The sequence below is a fragment of the Chryseobacterium geocarposphaerae genome, from assembly GCF_002797535.1.
In the GTDB taxonomy this organism is placed as follows: Bacteria; Bacteroidota; Bacteroidia; order Flavobacteriales; family Weeksellaceae; genus Chryseobacterium; species Chryseobacterium geocarposphaerae.
The window spans coordinates 122,981-140,992 of record NZ_PGFD01000001.1 but is presented as its reverse complement, the minus strand read 5'-3'; the positions used below and the strand labels follow the sequence as shown (position 1 = coordinate 140,992).

The 18,012-nt window shown below is 35.4% G+C and carries 17 protein-coding genes; 4 read left to right on the top strand and 13 right to left on the bottom strand.

All coding sequences use genetic code 11. The features are described from left to right. Positions 1-69 precede the first annotated feature (69 nt). Complete coding sequence (locus CLV73_RS00575; protein ID WP_100374964.1) at positions 70-540, top strand: hypothetical protein; 471 nt, start codon at positions 70-72, stop codon at positions 538-540. On the opposite strand, the gene CLV73_RS00570 is transcribed toward CLV73_RS00575, so the two are convergent. The 12 genes from CLV73_RS00570 to CLV73_RS00515 form a co-directional block, all read right to left on the bottom strand. Further along, positions 537-1,445 (bottom strand): AEC family transporter, encoded by a 909-nt coding sequence (locus tag CLV73_RS00570; RefSeq protein ID WP_100374963.1) that lies wholly within the window; start codon positions 1,443-1,445, stop codon positions 537-539. The genes CLV73_RS00575 and CLV73_RS00570 overlap by 4 nt on opposite strands. Before the next feature lie 211 nt (positions 1,446-1,656). After that, entirely contained in the window at positions 1,657-4,140 is a 2,484-nt protein-coding gene (locus tag CLV73_RS00565) for a beta-mannosidase (protein WP_100374962.1), read from the bottom strand. Between the two features lie 181 nt (positions 4,141-4,321). Then, positions 4,322-4,984, bottom strand: a complete 663-nt coding sequence (locus tag CLV73_RS00560; protein ID WP_100374961.1) for a copper homeostasis protein CutC — start codon at positions 4,982-4,984, stop codon at positions 4,322-4,324. Positions 4,985-4,996: 12 nt separating this feature from the next. Continuing rightward, positions 4,997-5,545 carry a hypothetical protein gene (locus CLV73_RS00555; RefSeq protein ID WP_100374960.1) on the bottom strand — a complete coding sequence of 183 codons (549 nt, stop codon included), beginning with the start codon at positions 5,543-5,545 and terminating at the stop codon, positions 4,997-4,999. A 22-nt stretch (positions 5,546-5,567) separates the two neighbouring features. Further along, entirely contained in the window at positions 5,568-6,560 is a 993-nt protein-coding gene (locus tag CLV73_RS00550; protein ID WP_100376936.1) for an isoaspartyl peptidase/L-asparaginase family protein, read from the bottom strand. A gap of 103 nt (positions 6,561-6,663) precedes the next feature. Next, the gene (locus tag CLV73_RS00545; protein ID WP_100374959.1) at positions 6,664-7,128 is read right to left on the bottom strand and encodes a DUF6691 family protein; all 465 of its coding nucleotides are present in this window, start codon (positions 7,126-7,128) and stop codon (positions 6,664-6,666) included. 10 nt (positions 7,129-7,138) lie between these two features. Continuing rightward, on the bottom strand, positions 7,139-7,702 hold the full coding sequence (locus CLV73_RS00540; RefSeq protein WP_100374958.1) for a YeeE/YedE family protein: 564 nt from the start codon (positions 7,700-7,702) through the stop codon (positions 7,139-7,141). Positions 7,703-7,715: 13 nt separating this feature from the next. Then, on the bottom strand, positions 7,716-8,339 hold the full coding sequence (locus tag CLV73_RS00535) for a class I SAM-dependent methyltransferase (RefSeq protein WP_100374957.1): 624 nt from the start codon (positions 8,337-8,339) through the stop codon (positions 7,716-7,718). Between the two features lie 49 nt (positions 8,340-8,388). Continuing rightward, the gene (locus tag CLV73_RS00530; RefSeq protein ID WP_100374956.1) at positions 8,389-9,810 is read right to left on the bottom strand and encodes an MBL fold metallo-hydrolase; all 1,422 of its coding nucleotides are present in this window, start codon (positions 9,808-9,810) and stop codon (positions 8,389-8,391) included. Positions 9,811-9,890: 80 nt separating this feature from the next. Beyond that, on the bottom strand, positions 9,891-10,682 hold the full coding sequence (locus tag CLV73_RS00525) for a sulfite exporter TauE/SafE family protein (protein ID WP_100374955.1): 792 nt from the start codon (positions 10,680-10,682) through the stop codon (positions 9,891-9,893). A 72-nt stretch (positions 10,683-10,754) separates the two neighbouring features. Then, positions 10,755-11,381, bottom strand: a complete 627-nt coding sequence (locus CLV73_RS00520; RefSeq protein WP_100374954.1) for a Crp/Fnr family transcriptional regulator — start codon at positions 11,379-11,381, stop codon at positions 10,755-10,757. Between the two features lie 19 nt (positions 11,382-11,400). Further along, complete coding sequence (locus tag CLV73_RS00515; RefSeq protein WP_100374953.1) at positions 11,401-13,674, bottom strand: glycoside hydrolase family 20 protein; 2,274 nt, start codon at positions 13,672-13,674, stop codon at positions 11,401-11,403. Between the two features lie 104 nt (positions 13,675-13,778). Between CLV73_RS00515 and CLV73_RS00510 the strand changes: the two genes are divergently transcribed. Both CLV73_RS00510 and CLV73_RS00505 read left to right on the top strand, forming a co-directional pair. After that, positions 13,779-14,582: a DUF4197 domain-containing protein gene (locus CLV73_RS00510; RefSeq protein WP_100374952.1), complete on the top strand. Its 804-nt coding sequence runs from the start codon at positions 13,779-13,781 to the stop codon at positions 14,580-14,582. Between the two features lie 19 nt (positions 14,583-14,601). After that, positions 14,602-15,138 carry a hypothetical protein gene (locus CLV73_RS00505; protein WP_100374951.1) on the top strand — a complete coding sequence of 179 codons (537 nt, stop codon included), beginning with the start codon at positions 14,602-14,604 and terminating at the stop codon, positions 15,136-15,138. Between the two features lie 55 nt (positions 15,139-15,193). Here the strand turns inward: CLV73_RS00505 and CLV73_RS00500 are convergent, their stop codons facing one another. Then, positions 15,194-15,847 carry a CoA transferase subunit B gene (locus tag CLV73_RS00500; protein WP_100374950.1) on the bottom strand — a complete coding sequence of 218 codons (654 nt, stop codon included), beginning with the start codon at positions 15,845-15,847 and terminating at the stop codon, positions 15,194-15,196. Between the two features lie 122 nt (positions 15,848-15,969). Between CLV73_RS00500 and CLV73_RS00495 the strand changes: the two genes are divergently transcribed. After that, a complete protein-coding gene (locus CLV73_RS00495; RefSeq protein WP_100374949.1) occupies positions 15,970-17,769 on the top strand; it encodes an ABC transporter ATP-binding protein in 1,800 nt (599 codons plus the stop codon). Positions 17,770-18,012 lie beyond the last annotated feature (243 nt).

Genomic DNA, 18,012 nt, shown 5'->3' with positions numbered 1-18,012 from the left:
TTTTCTTTTGTGAACTGCAATAATTTCTATTTTTATCGTTCTAATATTATTCAAATTAATAAACTAGCTATGAAAAGACTTCTATCAATTGTATCGCTATTTGTGGTAATCATCATCCAGGCTCAGGAAAAAATAAGTTTCAACAAAGGCGAAATCACTATCCCGATTGGTAAAGAAATCCTGCTTAAACCTGAAATAAAAAATAATAAAATCATCGGTTTCGAAACTGTTAAAGAAAAGGATATTACCGGAAAAATTGACTTTTTTGATATGCTCCACCATTTTAAAAAGGATAATATAAAGGATAACAGCATTGAGCTGCTATTCAGTGAAGGGCAGCTCATGGGAGCGCCAATTTTTGTTTTAAACGTTATCCAGAAAACCGGAAAGAAAATGAACTTCAAAGCTAAAATAAGACTAAAAGGAAGTTCTTCATACCAGCAAACATCAATTACGCCTGCAGTAAGCAATTCAGCCCATATGGAACAGTGGAAAGACAATATAGATTCTATTATCCTGTATGATTTTGAACTGAATTAAAAAAGGACATCAATAATTTTATACCAAATTGCAGAGGTAAAGAGGCCGATAATAATGCTAAAACCGATCGTTAGATTGGTCAGCTTTGTATTTAACCTGAATTGCTCTGCAATAATACTTGAGGTAAGAACTGTTGGCATTGCAGATTCGAAAATGGTGATTTTGGCAATATTCCCTTTTATTCCCAATAAAAGCGCTAATCCTAATGTAATGGCAGGTGCCAAAATTAATTTATAAAACATGGAAGCAGACATTTGAGGAATCAGTTTTTTCCAGCCGTTGAATTTTAATTGCAGCCCTACTGAAAATAACGCCAGCGGACTTACGGTAGCGGCAAGTTTATCGAAAAACGGTTCCGCTAAAGTAAAATCTATAAATCTTGATAATACCAATGCAGCAATACAGCCTACCAAAGGCGGAAAAGTGAACAATCTTTTCAGGATGAAAGCTGCACTCACTTTCCCTGACTGGCTTCCTCCTCGTAAAGCTGCAATAATTCCTAATGTAGAAAGAGAAAAAAACATCGTCTGATCACAAATAATGGCAATACTCAAAAGACTTTCACCATAAAAGGCAGAAACAAGTGGAAATCCGATGAAGGAAGTATTGCTGTATCCGCTTATCAATTCCAACGTACTTCTTGAACGTCTGGAGTATCCTTTGCTTTTGCTGTAAAACATCATAAAGAAAAAACAAAGCACGGAGGTAAGCAAAGTAGCTACAATCGGGAAAAGCATTTCTGTTGTCCAGTGAACTTTTGGCAGATATTTGAACGAAACTGCCGGAAGTGCCAAATAAAGAATCCATGTATTGATGCCTTTATGCGCATCGGGATGAATGGACTTTGTAGCTTTGAGAACCATTCCTGCAATAATACACACCGCAATCAGAACAAAATTCGCCATAGTTGAAAGATATGATACGAATTTACGGCTCAATTCTTTTTTAACGCGACGTTTTCAAAGATTTTTTTGAATTGTTTCATCTTTATTTTATTCGATGAATAGTATTTATGAAGTCATTCTGACGAAGGAAGATTTCTGTTTAATTATGACAAGAAGAGAGTCTTCACTCCGCTTTGCTACGTTCAGAATGACAAACTGTATGTATTATTTTTTAGTTCATTGTATCAAATAAACTCATTACTTCAACTTTTTCCAAAGGTTTTGAAAGTTTGATTCTTTTAGAAGTTTTCGGGAGCAAATCGAAGAAATTATCACTGAAATGCGTATCTCCCATTAAGTAAACATCTTTTGCCAAAACATCTGTAGAAACTTCGATTTCTGTCGGAGAAATTTTCTTAATCTGAATTGTAGGTTTTGTAAGCTTTAAATCTTTTGATTTGGAGAAGAAGTAATTTGATTCTGCAATTTTATTACCCTTTTTATCTACTAAAATTAAGTTTAAAAAAGAATTATCTCTTTCTGATTCTGAAATAAAAAATGAAGTTTTTGGAGATGCTAATTTTAAAATTCCATCCAAACATCTCTTTTTACAATCTGTTCTTCTTCTTACTATAGTATCTCCATTAAATTTTTTAGCATAAACTATTAATGATACATCTTCAAATTTCTTCAACTCATCATTAACAGCATAAAAGTTCAAAACCTCATCTTTCTCTTCAGTTAGAATTACCTGGTTTTCAAAACTTCTTTTAATCTGGTAATGCAACGCTTTCCAGTTTCCTAAATAGTCGATTGAAGACCATGAAACAACAGGCCAGCAATCGTTCAATTGCCAGTATAAAGTTCCCATATTGTAAGGTTTTGCACGGCGATGGGCTTCAATGGCAATCTGCATTCCGCGAGCCTGAAGCAGTTGAGAAACATAATTATATTTTACAAAATCTGTCGGAATATGGTAATCCCGTTTCATATAATTGTCAATAATTTCCCAACCTCTCGAATGTTTTTCGTGTGCTTTTATTGTTCCGTTTTGTAAGCTTAAATCCGGAGCTCCGGAAAACATCGATTTCGTAGTTTCCAATGTGGGCATTCCCTGAAAACCATATTCTGAAGCAAATCTCGGAACTTTTTCGTTATAAATTTCAAACGGCTGTTCTCCCCACCAAACGCCCCAGTAATGGGAGTCACCTTCCGTTAAACTTTCTTGGTGTCCCCAACCGATGGATGGTGAACTTGGCCAGTAAATTTGCTTGTCATTGGTTGCATATTTTTTAATGGCATTCGGAATCACCTCATGGAAAATCTTTTTATAATCTTTCCAAACCTGTAACGAATCTTCTTTTGAGTACTTGAATTGTTTCTGATATCCCCAGTTTACGATCGCTTCATCTACTTCGTTGTTTCCGCACCATAAAGCCAATGATGGATGATTCTGAAGCTTTTCTATCTGATCTTTGACTTCCAATTCAACATTTTTTTGGAAATTCCCGTCCGAAGGATAAAAGCTTCCTGCAAACATAAAATCCTGCCAAACCAAAATTCCGTTTTCGTCACAAGCCTTGAAAAATTCATCGTCTTCGTAAATTCCACCTCCCCAGACCCGAATCATATTCATATTGGCCTCTTTGGAATCTTTAATCAGTTTCTGATACTTTGCTTTTGTTATTCTTGGGGTAAAACTGTCTGAAGGAATCCAGTTTGTCCCTTTTGCATACATCGGATTTCCATTCACTTTAAAATAGAAAGATTTCCCTTTTTCGTCTTTTTCCTGAATTAATTCAACTGTTCTTAGTCCAATTCTTTCAGACTTTTCTGCAATGGTTTTTGAATCTTTTTGCAATAAAATTTTTAACTGATATAAATTCGGATCGCCCCAACCGTTGGGTTGCCATAATTTTGGATTTTGAATCTGATAGGGAATTGAAATTAGATTTTTGCCTGATTTTAAAGTAATATTCTGAGAGATTTTATTGATTAAAAAACTGTATTTTCCTTCTTTTTCAGCAAAAATTTCAGCATGAATATTTAAATCTGCTTTTTGTCTGGTTAAAGCTTTCTGTTCAATTTTTACATTTTCAAATTTTGCCTGATTCCAGAAATTTAACTGTACATTTTTCCAGATTCCGGCAGTAACCAATCTTGGTCCCCAATCCCATCCGAACTGATATTGTGCCTTTCTTACGTAGCTTCTTGGAGATTCAGGCGTGGTAAAAGGAACTCTTTTAGCCAGTTCTTTTCCAACATTTACCGCCGATTTAAATTTAACCTGTAAAATATTTTCGCCGATTTTTAAGTTCTGTTTTACCGGAATCGTCCATTTTCTGAACATATTATCTGTTGATTGCAATAATTTTCCATTTAAATAAATCTCTGAAAACGTATCCGATCCGTTAAAGACCAAATCAATATTCTGATTGGCCAATTCTTTAGAGGAAAGCTTAAAACTAGTCTGATAATCCCAATCTTCATTTTCTACCCACTGGACTTTTTTTTCATTTTCATCTTGGTAAGGATCAGGAATGATTTTATTATTCATCAAATCCAAATGAACCGTTCCCGGCACGGAGGCTGTGAGCCATTTATTTTCTTTAGCATTTTTAAATTGCCATTTTTCTGATGATAGATTTCGCTCGGAAAACTGGGCGAATAGGATATTTTGAACAAAAAGAAAAGAAAAAAGTATAGATTTGTTCATCAATAAATTAAGTTATAATAATTTATAATTGTAAAGTTTAAAACATACAGTTTGTCATTCTGACGAAGGAAGAATCGAAACCATTAAGATTAAAGTTAGGTTTTAAAAATATTAAGCTTAGATTCTTCACTACGCTTCGCTTCGTTCTGAATGACAAACACACCTTTGAATCACGAAATGATTATTTACTCTTCAAAGCAATAACTTCCTCCGGACTCGCAAAAGCTCCTCCATCCGTAATGGCGGAGGAATGAAAATAGTTGGCTTTGGTAAAGTCTCTTAGTTCTTCAATATTGGTAGAACGAAGCCCACCTCCTACAAGAATTTCAATTCTTCCGTTGGATAACTCCACCAATTTTTTCAGGTTTTCCTTACCTTCTGAAACGTTAGATTTCTGACCGGAAGTAAGAATTGTTTTAAAACCACATTCGATCACCTTTTCTAAAGAATCTTTTAATCCTTTTGCACGGTCAAAAGCTCTGTGAAAAGTACATTGGTAAGGTTTTGCAAGCTCAACCAATTCTTTGTTTTGTGCTATGTTTACCTCATCATTTTCATCTAAAATCCCGAATACAAAACCATCTACATTTAAAGTTTTTAATTGAACCAGATCCGATTTCATCTGCGCAAATTCTTGATCAGAGTAAGTGAAATCTCCACCACGGGGACGGATCATTACAAAAATCGGAATATTGATTTTTTCTCTCAGTAATTTTGCGGTTTCAAAGTCTGGAGTTGTTCCGCCTTCGCTTAATCCGTCACACAATTCTATTCGGTCTGCTCCGTTTTCAAAAGCGATGATTGCGGATTCAGGATTGAAACATGCTATTTCTATTTTTGACATTCTTTTTTCAATTTAATCTTTTTCAATTACATCTGCGATCAGAAACTTATTGTCTTTTTTCACAACACCTATTTTACGTTTAAAAATAGCTTTGGCTCCATCATCAGCTAACTCAACATCAAAAACAAATGCTTCATCTCCTGAAATAGCATCTAATTCACATTTTCTAACTTCAATATTTGTCCAATCCTGCGCTGAGATTAGAAATCCTGTGTTTATTCCGGCATATTTTGTATTGTATTTATTTCCCCATTTTTGCTGAAAATCTTTTAAACTAAGACTTCCATCCACATCCATATCTACATTTGTTGCATCTGTTTTGTATTCATAGTAGTCTTTGGTCGTGATATTCTGCATTATTTTTTGCTGATCAGAAATATCTGCCTTAAAATAACTTAGAATACTACTTTTCAGCCAGTTTTTTGCGGCTTCAGCTTCACCTTTTATATCGGTTACCTCTTTATTTTCTACTACAGAAGTATTAGTGTTTTCATCCGTTTTTTTAACATCTTTACAACCAATAATTAGAAATAAAGAAGCAACAATTGCATATTTTATCATTAATCAATCTGTTATTTTAATTTTATTTCAAAGCATATTCAGGTTTTTCCAGACGGTTTCCTTTTTGGTCGTACACCGCAAAGTTAAATCCGTCCTGAATACAATAAGAACCGTATTCTCCTTTTTTATTGATCGCAATAAAGCCTACCTGAATATCTTTAAGGTTTTTGTTTCTTCTCTGGGTAATCTTCACAATTCTTTCAACCGCTTCTTTACAGGCCTGTTGCGGATTTCTGCCCTGTCTCATCAGTTCAACCACCAGATGAGTTCCTACCGTTCTGATCACTTCTTCACCGTGACCTGTCGCGGTTGCTGCCCCGACTTCATTATCAACGAATAAACCGGCTCCAATAATTGGAGAATCTCCTACTCTTCCGTGCATTTTGAAAGCCATTCCACTGGTTGTACACGCTCCTGAAAGGTTTCCGTTGGCATCCAGCGCGATCATCCCGATAGTATCGTGGTTTTCAATGTTTACGATGGGTTTGTATTTGCTTTCTTTCAACCATTCTTTCCATTCTTTTTCGGATTCAGGGGTCAAAATATTTTCTTTTTTAAATCCTTGGGAAACTGCAAATTGCAAAGCACCATCACCTACCAACATCACGTGTGGTGTCTTTTCCATGACTGCTCTTGCTACGGAAATTGGATTTTTAATATTTTCCAGGCAGGCCACTGAACCGATATTGTAGTTTTCGTCCATAATGCAGGCATCCAGCGTTACTCTCCCGTCCCTATCGGGACGTCCTCCGTACCCTACACTTCTTTCGGTAGGATCATTTTCAACTAGGCGAACTCCTTTTTCAACCGCATCTAGAGCACGACCTCCTTTTCCCAGAATGGTCCAGGCTTCTTCGTTAGCTTTTAATCCAAAATTCCATGTAGAAAGAACAATGGGTTTATTGACTGTTTTATTATTTTCGGGAAGTTCTTTAGCGATCAGATCCAGCGGATTCATAGCCAAAGCCAAGGAAGCTACTGCCGATCTTTTTATGAATTTTCTTCTACTCTGCATGTTTGATTTATTTGGCCACAAATTAGCGATTTTCATATTAGCATAAAACAAAAAAAGCTGCAGATTATTTTCTACAGCCTTTCCCAATATTTATCTAACAAAATTAATGCGGTAACTTATCTCTCAAATATCCGTAAATCCAAGTTCCGAAAATTGCACTTAATAAAGTAATGACCACTGCGAAAGCCCCTGTTCCTATCTGAGCAAAAAGTGGTCCCGGACAAGCCCCCGTAATTGCCCAGCCGAAACCGAAGATCAATCCTCCGTAAATTTGTCCTTTGTTAAACTTTTTAGGTACTATTGTAATTGGTTCTCCATCAAGGGTTTTTATACTAAACTTTTTAATCAGCCATACGGAAACCATTCCTGTAAGCACGGCACTTCCTATGACTCCATACATATGGAATGACTGTAAACGGAACATTTCCTGGATTCTGAACCAACTGATGATTTCAGCTTTTACAAAAACAATCCCAAATAAAATTCCTACCAGGAGGTATTTTAGATTATGGTACCACTTATTTTGAACAGTAATTTCTTTATTGCAAACTGCATTATTATTTTTCATTGGTTATTTTTTAGAGTGAAAGAATAATCGGCAACACGACATTTGCTACAAAAAAGCCCCCGATCATGAAACAGATTGTTGCCACTAACGACGGCCACTGCAGATTGGAAAGTCCCATAATAGCATGACCACTTGTGCATCCTCCTGCATAGCGGGTTCCAAAGCCTACCAAAAATCCGCCAACAACCATGGTTAGAAAGCCTTTCAAAGTCAACAGGCTTTTAAAATTCATTAATTGGGTAGGTACAAGATTGCTGTAATCCGTAATTCCATAACCGGCTAATTCTGCTTTAAGCTTTGGATTTACGATAACTTCTCCGGGATTCACCAGAAAATAGGCAGAAATCATTCCTCCAAAGAAAATTCCTAACACAAAGAATAAATTCCAGCTTTCTCTTTTCCAATCGTATTTAAAAAAATTAATATTTCCCGGTATGCAGGCTGCACAAATATGTCGCAATGATGAACTGATCCCGAAAGATTTGTTTCCTAAAATCAGTAATATCGGGACGGTAAGTCCTATTAACGGACCTGCAACGTACCAAGGCCAAGGTTCTTTTATAATATCCAGCATAAGTTATTTCAATTTATTTCTTTTTGAACTGACAGAAAATAAAATTCTGAACAGTATTAAACGGTGTAATATGATCTTCTGTAAAAGATTTCACCAGTTCGAAGCTCTGCGAAAATATTTCTTTCAGATGGTCTTCGTCATATTTTACAATTGACAAACCACTGCATTTTTGCGGACCATTTACAGAAAATGTTCCAATAATCAATGTATCGGAAACTGCATTTTTGACAATCTCTGCGTATTTTTTTATTTCTTCTTCTGTGGTCAGAAAATGAAAAGCTGCTCTGTCATGCCAAATATCATAGGTTGTATTGGGTTTAAATTCCGTAATGTTTGTCGTAATCCAATTTACTTTTTCAGCTTGGGTCCCTAATCTTGTTTTTGCTTTTTCCAGTGCTTTTGCAGAGATATCCAGAACGGAAATATTTTCAAATCCTTTTTCCAATAAAAAATCGACCAAGTTACTGTCACCGCCGCCAACATCAATAATTGTTGAAGATTTGCCTTTCGAAGCCTCTTCTATAAGATCCAAAGAAGTTTGCGGAATTTTTTGCGTCCAGCTTACTTCATCCTGATTTTTGGTTTCATATACATTCTCCCAATGGTTTTTATAATCCTGCTGTTCAAAATTTATCATTATTTCGTTCTATTTTTTATGAATACTATATTGTAAAAGTAACGTAGATTTAACTAATATAGGGAAAAACCTTAGTCTGACATACAAAATCACTTTTAGGAATATCGGTTTGCGCAATTGCATTAAATCCTCCTTCAATTTCGGTAAAATTTCGGTAGCCTCTTGCCTGAAGAATGCTTGCCGCCATCATACTTCTATATCCACCTGCACAGTGCAGATAAAAATGTTCTTCAGGATCAATCTGACTGATCCATTCATTGATATATGCCAAAGGTTTATTATAAGCTTCATCGATGTGCTCTGCATTGTATTCGCTTTCTTTTCTTACATCGATAACTTTTACTGCTTTGTCCTTAATTTCATCTTCAAACTGCTTTGCTGAAATCCTGTGAATTGAATCCACATCTTTTCCGCTATCTTTCCAGGATTCAAAACCACCTTGTAAGAAACCTAAAACATGATCAAACCCAACTCTGCTCAGTCTGGTAATTGTTTCTTCTTCCTCATTTTCATTGGTCACTAATACAATCGGCTGTTGTACATCTGCAATTAAAGCTCCTATCCAGGGTGCAAAATCTCCATTCAATCCTATATTAACGGATTGCGGAATAAAACCTTTTGCAAATTCATGATTATCTCTTACATCAAGAATCAAAGCTCCGGAAAACTCTGCTGTTTCTTCAAATTCATCGGGAGATAATGCTTTCGAGCCATGAGATAAAACCTCATCAAAACTTTCATATCCTTTTTTATTCATCGCTACATTCATCCCAAAATAAGCGGGAGGTGGCAAAAGTCCGTCAGTTACAGCCTTTATAAAGCTTTCTTTATCTTTTTGATTTAAGGCATAGTTGGTTCTTTTCTGATTTCCCAACGTGTCTACCGTTTCTTTCTGCATATTTTTACCACAAGCCGAACCTGCGCCATGAGCCGGATAAACGATAATATCATCATTTAAAGGCATAATTTTCTGATATAAGCTGTCATAAAGCAGTCCTGCCAATTGTTCCTGAGTCATATCCGCAGCTTTCTGAGCTAAATCGGGACGACCAACATCACCAAGAAACAAAGTATCTCCGCTAAATAATGCTGTCTCTTTTCCATGTTCATCCATTAACAAAAAAGAAGAACTCTCCAGCGTGTGTCCCGGGGTATGCAGCACTTTAATTTTAATTTTTCCAATCTCAAAAACCTGATTGTCTTCTGCAATAATCGCATCAAATTCCGGTGTTGCAGTGGGTCCATAGACAATAGGGGCTCCCGTTTTTTGGCTTAAATCTAAATGACCACTCACAAAGTCTGCATGAAAATGGGTTTCAAAGATATATTTAAGCGTTACTTTATCTTTTTCCAAACGGTCCAGGTAAGGTTTTGTTTCTCTTAAAGGATCAATAATAATCGCTTCCCCATCGGAAATAATATAATAAGCTCCCTGAGCCAAACATCCTGTGTAAATCTGTTCTATTTTCATTTTTAATAAATTTTGTTTTGTTGAGTACAAATTTCTCTTTTTAGTATTTCCTGCACAGCTACTTTTGTTACATAAGGTTTTTAGAGAAAAATTTCTTTAATGATGATATAAATTCCCATAACCAAAATAAACCATCCGAATGCAGGCTTCAGCTTTTTCCCATCAATCTTTTTCGATAAATATGATCCTATTATGATTCCTACAACAGCGATTGCCGATACGGATAACAGAAATCTCCAATTAATAAGTGTTCCCTGAATGGAGGAAAAAAATCCGATCAGGGAGTTTAAAGAAATGATAACCAACGAAGTTCCGATCGCCACTTTCATGGGTGTTTTCAGAAGATTAACCAATGCCGGAATAATCATAAATCCTCCGCCTGCTCCGACTAATCCTGTTAAAACTCCGACAACAGAGCCTTCTCCTGCTGCTAAAAGGGTATTATTTTTATTTTCTTGCTTTTCGTCCGGCTGTTGTACGTCTTTCCGAATCATTTTGTAGGAAGCTACCATCATTAATCCTGCAAAAATCAACAGCAGGAAAATATCTTTAGTAATCATCAGATCATTGATTCTAAAAACTTTCTCCGGAATGAGAGGCAAAAGATAGTTGCGGGTAAGAAAAATGGAAATTACAGACGGAATTCCAAAAACTACGGCGATTTTAAGATTCACCAATCTTTTTTTGAAATATGCCATGGAACCGGCCACACTGCTTATTCCTACAATAAAAAGCGAATATTCTGTAGCCAATAATGCATCTATCCCGAAAAGATAGACGAGAACGGGAACGGTAAGAATACTTCCACCGCCGCCAATTAATCCTAAAGAAACACCAATTAAAACCGATGCGATATAACCAAAAATTTCCATTTTTACTTCCTTTAATTTGAAAGCAAAAATGGAAATTCTACTATTTCTGTACAGTTACTTTTGTTACATAACTTAAAATAAAAGCTGAATTTTATTTCTACCGAGTTTCAACTTCCCTTCTTCTTCAAGCTGTTTGAGTAATCTGGAAACAACAACTCTGGCTGTTCCCAATTCATTGGCCAATTGTTCGTGAGTGATGATAATGGTACTCGAATTTGATAATTCAGATTTTTTTTGAAGCAGATTTAGCAGTCTTTCATCTACTTTTTTAAAGGCAATTGCATTGATAATATCCAACAATTCTTCGAAACGTTTATGGTAAAGACGGAAAATATAATCTAACCATTCCGGATATTCTTTTATAAAAAGTGAAACTTTATCTATGGGTAAAAACAGAATCTCGGTATCTTCTTCCACTTCCGCTTTTACAATACTTTTTTCATTATGCATTCCACCCAAGAACGACATAATGCAGCTTTCTCCGGCTTTGATATAGTATAATAAAATTTCACGCCCGTCTTCCTCGGTACGAATCACCTTCATCATGCCTTTCATCACGATAGGAATAGAACGGATAGAGGAATTTTCATCTAAAATGATATCTCCTTCATGATAGGTTTTGGTAATTCCATACTGATAAAGCTTTTCAACCAGCTCAGGAGAGGAATTAAATTCTGAGGATAAAATGGTGCCTTCCATAATCTTATTAAATTCCTTACTAATTTACGCCAATTTCATCAACAAAAAGCCATGCTTTTGAATCAGCCCCTGGATTTCCGGCAGGAATAATTCCTGCATTTTCTATTTTAACTTTAATATATTTTGAGTTTTGACTTCCTATCGTAAGCTTAATCTTTCCTTTGGCATTCAAAATTTCTTCTTTTCCGATTTCTTTAATCATTTTAAAATTCATTCCGTCATCAGAGATAAAAATCTGAGCCGATTTCGCAAAATGGATCCAGCTTCCTTTGTTGTCTAATGTATTAAAATAGACTTCTGAAAACTGGGTTTTCTGTCCGAAATCAATCGTTGCCACCACATCTTTTCCCTGAAAGCCTAACCATGTTTTTCCCAACTGCCTTTGATTTCCGATAATTCCGTCTACCAAAGTGAAAGCTCCTCCAAAAGAATAATTCTCACTCGGCTGCTGTTCCAGTGTTATTTTTTTACCTGTCGTTTTTGAAACTGTAAAAGTTTGTGATGAAACAGCACTTTTTAATTGTCCGTTTTCAAAATAAGCAGATTTTACCGTTAAAGATTTTGAAATTGAAACAGGAGTTTTATAAACCTGCGAATTTGCCGTCGGATCTGTTCCATCCAGTGTAAATCGAATTCCGTTAGGATCCTGTGACGTTGACAATTCATAAGAAACACCCGTATTAGCAGCTGTTACTTTTCCGGTAATATTATAGATGCTTTTCGCATAATTCACTCCCATTTTATCCAATACCTTGAATTCATTAATCACCCTGCCTTCAAATTCTTTATAGTTTTTAGGATCCGAGGTTCCCCATCCCACTTCAGAAAGGGCGAACAGTCTTGGGAAGATCATATACTGAACCTGCTTAAAGTCTAAAATATATTCCGTCCATAAGTTAGCCTGAACTCCTTTGATAAATTTTGCCTGATCCGTGTTCAATTCACTTGGAATAGGATCATAAGAATATACCTTATCCAATGGTGTAAATCCACCAAAGGCATTCGGTTCCGTAGCGGGATCTCCCTGATAATGATCGAAATAACAATAAGAACCTGGTGTCATTACGGCAAAATGCCCTGATTTTGCAGCTTCAATTCCACTGTTGACACCTGTCCAGCTCATTACGGCAGCATTGGGAGCCAATCCGCCTTCTAGAATCTCGTCCCAACCGATAATCTTTCTTGCTTTTGAGTTGACATATTTTTCAATTCTATGAATGAAATAGCTTTGTAAACCATGCTCATCTTTTAAATTATTCTTTTTAATCAATTCCTGACAATGGGCACATTCTTTCCATCGTGTTTTCGGACATTCATCACCTCCGATATGAATGTATTGGGATGGGAAAAGCGTCATTACTTCATCCAGAACATTTTCCAGAAATTTGAACGTTTCATCTTTCGGACAGAAAACATCATCAAAAACACCCCATTTTGTAGCAGGCTCGAAAGGTCCTTTTGTACAAGCCAGCTCAGGATAAGCTGACAATGCTGCCAAAGCATGACCCGGCATTTCAATTTCGGGAACTACGGTAATATATCTTTCTGCCGCATATTTTACCACCTCTTTGATCTGATCCTGTGTATAAAAATAGGGACCATAAGGCTTTCCGTCAAATGTATTATCCACATAAGCACCAATCATGGACTCTTTACGTTTTGAACCAACTTCTGTCAGTTTCGGGTATTTTTTAATTTCAATTCTCCAGCCCTGATCATCTGTTAAATGCCAGTGAAAAGTATTCAGCTTGTACATGGCCAGATAATCGATATACTGCTTTACTTCTGCAATCGTGAAAAAATGGCGGCAAACATCCAAATGCATTCCACGCCAAGCGAATTTGGGTTCGTCTTCGATTTTCATTGCAGGAATTTTTCCTGAATCTTTATACTGTTCAAATAATTGGATCAGTGTCTGAAGAGCCAGAAAATATCCTTGTTTTGTATAAGAATTTATGGTAATACGTTTTGGAGAAATATAAACAGAGTATTTTTCTTTTTTTTCTTCATCCTTTTTCGATATATGTGATAAAGTTGGCGGGTATAATGAGTATACTAAATGAACAGTATTCTTATTTTTTTCATTTTTAAATTTAAATACCTTATCAATATGCTTCTTAAAGTATTCTGTTTCTTCTTTAGGGAGAGATTCATCCAATATAAAGGTTTCCGGAATTATAAATTCTCCTTCCAGAAATTCAACTTTTTGCGGATAAGGAATTAAGTTCAGTTTTTTTTGAGAAAAAAATAGAGTTGAAATAAATAAAGAAAATACCAGTAAAAAACGTAGCATAATACGGGATTTAAGATTTTAGCGAATATACTTAATTTCTGAAATTCGCTTATCCTTTTTAACTTATTAAAAGTATAAATATCTAATTTTGCAAAAAATAAACGATGAGAAAAACAATTGTATTGGCTGGAATGTTATTATTTTCAGTTTCCACACAGGCACAGATTTTAGATGCCATCAAATCTGCTGTAAAAGATAATACCGGTATTGATCTTAATACGCCTGTAAAAACAACGACTTCAACAACAACCCCTAAAAATACTTCCGCCACTTCTTCTCCAATTAATCTTGGAAGCCTTACTTCCACTCAGATCTCATCAGGATTGAAAGAAGCTTTAAGTCTGGGAGTGAATGAAGGGGTAAAAAAGCTGGGCGTAACGGATGGGTTTTTGAAAAATGAGGCTGTAAAAATACTAATGCCCGAAAAATTACGAAAAGTTGATACTACCCTTCGTTCTTTAGGATTAGGAAGTCTTGCCGATCAGGGTGTTAAATTGCTCAACAGAGCTGCGGAAGATGCCGTAACAGAAGCTGCACCTATCTTTACCAAAGCAATTACTTCAATGACCATTACTGATGCAAAAAATATTCTGTTAGGGAGTGATAATGCGGCAACAAACTATTTGCAAACCAAAACTCAAAGTCAGCTTTTTACAGCTTTTCAGCCTAAAGTGAAAGCTTCTCTAGGAAAAGTAGGTGCAGACAGCGTTTGGAAGGGAATCATTTCAAAATATAATATGCTAACGGGACAATCTGTAACCACCGATCTTAACGAATATGTAACCACTGAAACCATCAACGGAGTTTTTAAAATGGTTGCGGAGAAAGAAAGCGGAATCCGAAATACACCTGCAATGAGAACAACGAGTATTCTGCAAAAGGTTTTTGGAGCTCAGGACACTAAATAAAAATCTAAAAGTTATATCAATGAAAAAATTGATTGTATTTCTTTTTATTTTTTGCTCAAAACTATTTTTTGCTCAGGCTTCTGCAAGTGCACAATTTAATTTAACGATATATTTTGAGAAAAATATTCCTGTTGAGAAATTACAGGCATACTGTTATACAAAAGCAGGAAATACCATCAAAGCAATAGATATGAAAGTTGACAAGGAAAATAATTCTGTTATTTTAACAGGAACTAACCATTTTGTGATCCCCGTCAGTTTTCCTATTTTATATTTTTCGTACACTGATAAAGTAAAAATAAACGATCAAACGAAGCAGGAACTGGAAAGAAACAATATTTTTTATCTGGTTTCCGGCTTCAGTATTTCATCCTATACTGAAGATAAAAATCGTATCATAAAATTTTCAAAGGAAAAGCCCAACATCTTAATTACTTCAAAAATAGAAAGTGGAAAGAAAATATTGGATATCGAAAATTTTAAAGATTGGGATATTAATGCTCAACACTTTAAAGAATACCTGGATATATCAAATACTTCTTTAAAGTTAAATTAAAAAATAAAAGCCGAAAAGATTTCCTTTTCGGCTTTTTTATGTTTTTGATCTATTTTTAAAACTGCATTTCAGGGATTTCACCTTCAATGATTAAATCCGCCTCTGTCGCTTGAATAATGTGTTCTACTGAAACTCCTGGAGCTCTTTCTACAAGTTTAAATCCGGCAGGTGTGATGTCTAGAACTGCCAATTCAGTTACCACTCTTTTCACACAATTTACTCCTGTTAAAGGTAAAGTACATTTTTTTAGAATCTTACTTTCTCCTGCTTTATTCACGTGCATCATCGCAACAATAATATTTTCTGCTGAAGCTACCAGATCCATTGCTCCTCCCATTCCTTTTACCATTTTCCCGGGAATTTTCCAGTTGGCAATATCTCCATTTTCTGAAACTTCCATAGCACCAAGAATAGTAAGGTCTACTTTCTGAGCACGAATCATTCCGAAACTGAATGCTGAATCAAAAAAAGAGCCTCCATCCAGAATAGTAATTGTCTGTTTTCCTGCATTGATAATATCTGCATCTTCTTCTCCTTCGAAAGGAAATGGCCCCATTCCCAACACTCCGTTTTCACTCTGAAATTCTACAGAAAGATTGTCCGGAACATAGTTCGCAACCAATGTTGGAATTCCGATTCCTAAATTTACATAATATCCATCTTTTACTTCTCTGGAAATTCTTTGTGCAATTTGTTCTTTAGTTAGCATAGCATAATCTTATCCCGCCAAATTAGCCATTTTTTCAGAATTACGAAATAGTTTCTTTTCTTATCCTATGATAAATTTTGCTTTTCAATTTGTTGTAAATTTGTAAGCTTTTAATTTTACTCATGAAAATTTTATTAAATTATTTAAAACCATATAAATGGCTGATTTTAGCTTCTCTTTTATTAGCTTCAATCAATCAGGTATTTTCGTTATTCGCTCCGGCTATTACAGGGAATATATTAGACAAACTGGTTACCCATCCCAACTTTTTTGATAAAGAAAAACTTCTCCCGAGAAGTATGAACGAATACCTTTACGGAACCGATATCTATCATGGAGTATTCTATTTTTTAGGACTGCTTATCGGAACAGCGATGGTAAGCCGAATTGCAAAGGCATTTCAGGATTATGTAGTGAATGTGATTATTCAAAAATTTGGAGCTAAAATATTTACTGACGGCTTAAAGCATTCTATGAGATTGCCTTTTCAGGAATTTGAAGATCAGAGAAGTGGTGAAACGCTCTCCATTCTAACTAAAGTTCGAGAGGATTCTGTGAAATTTATCAATAACTTCATTAATGTATTTTTCGGAATTTTGGTAAGTATCATTTTCGTTTCGGTCTACGCAATTCGTTTACACTGGACAATTATGCCTGTGTATGTGGTGGGAATTGTTCTTATTGCGGTTGTCACTAATTTATTAAGCAAAAGAATTAAGACCATTCAGAAAAATATTGTAACAGAAACCACGAATTTAGCAGGAAGCACCACTGAAAGTCTCAGAAATATCGAGATTGTAAAAAGTTTAGGACTGACCAATCAGGAAGTGGAACGTCTGAACAACAATACCTATAAAATTCTGAATCTTGAATTAAGAAAGGTAAAAAGCATCCGTTCTTTAAGCTTTGTACAGGGAACTCTAGTTAATTTTTTACAGCAAACGATTACTTTCACTTTACTATTACTGATCTTTAAAAATATTGTAACTCCGGGACAGTATTTATCATTGATGTTTTATGGATTCTTTATTTTCGGACCGATGCAGGAAATCGGGAATATTATTATTTCTTACCGTGAAGCTCAGGCTTCTTTAAATAATTTTGACAGGGTGATGAAAAAAGAGATTGAACCGAAACCTACCAACCCGAAAAGAATCGGAGCTATCGAGGAACTGGAATTTCAAAAGGTATCTTTTCAGCATCAGACCGCTCATTATAAGGCATTAAATTCTATTTCATTTGATGTTAAAAATGGAGAGACCATTGCTTTTGTAGGACCCAGCGGATCAGGAAAAAGTACATTGGTAAAATTACTGGTCGGTTTGTACAGACCTCAGGAAGGAAACATTTTTTATAACAATATCAACGGTAAGGAGTTTGATTTTGATGAATTACGAAATCAGATCGGCTTTGTAACACAGGATACCCAGCTTTTTGCAGGAACAATCAAAGAAAATCTTTTGTTTGTAAATCCGACCGCAACGGAAGAAGAGCTTCAATTGGCTTTAAAAAAATCCAGCTGCACAGCTCTTTTGGAACGTGCTGAAAACGGAATAGAAACGGTAATCGGTGAAGGCGGATTAAAACTAAGCGGTGGTGAAAAGCAGAGAATCGCCATTGCAAGAGCTCTATTGAGAAAACCACATTTGCTTATTTTTGATGAAGCCACTTCTGCATTAGACAGTATTACAGAAGAAGAAATTACAACGACCATTAAAGAAATCTCAAAGGAAAAAGAGCAAATTACAGTTCTCATTGCCCATCGTTTAAGCACAATCATGCATGCGGACAGAATCTATGTTTTAGAACGCGGACAAGTGGTAGAAACAGGGTCTCACTTACAGCTTATTGAAGAAAAAGGATTGTACTATGCAATGTGGAGACAGCAGATTGGAGAGCGTAAACTGACTGCGGGAGTATAAATCATTAATATTTTGTATTGTCATTCTGATAAAGGAAGAATCTCTTAATGATCTTAATACCTTAAGCTAAAACTTAATGGTTAAATTTGAAACATTAAGATCCATTTAGAGATTAAGAATATTAAGAGATTCATCATTCACTTCTGAACTTCGTTCGTAAACCTTCAGTTTATATTCGGAATGACAATAATATATCAATAAAAAATTACCCCGAAAATTTTACTTCGGGGTATTTTATTTTTA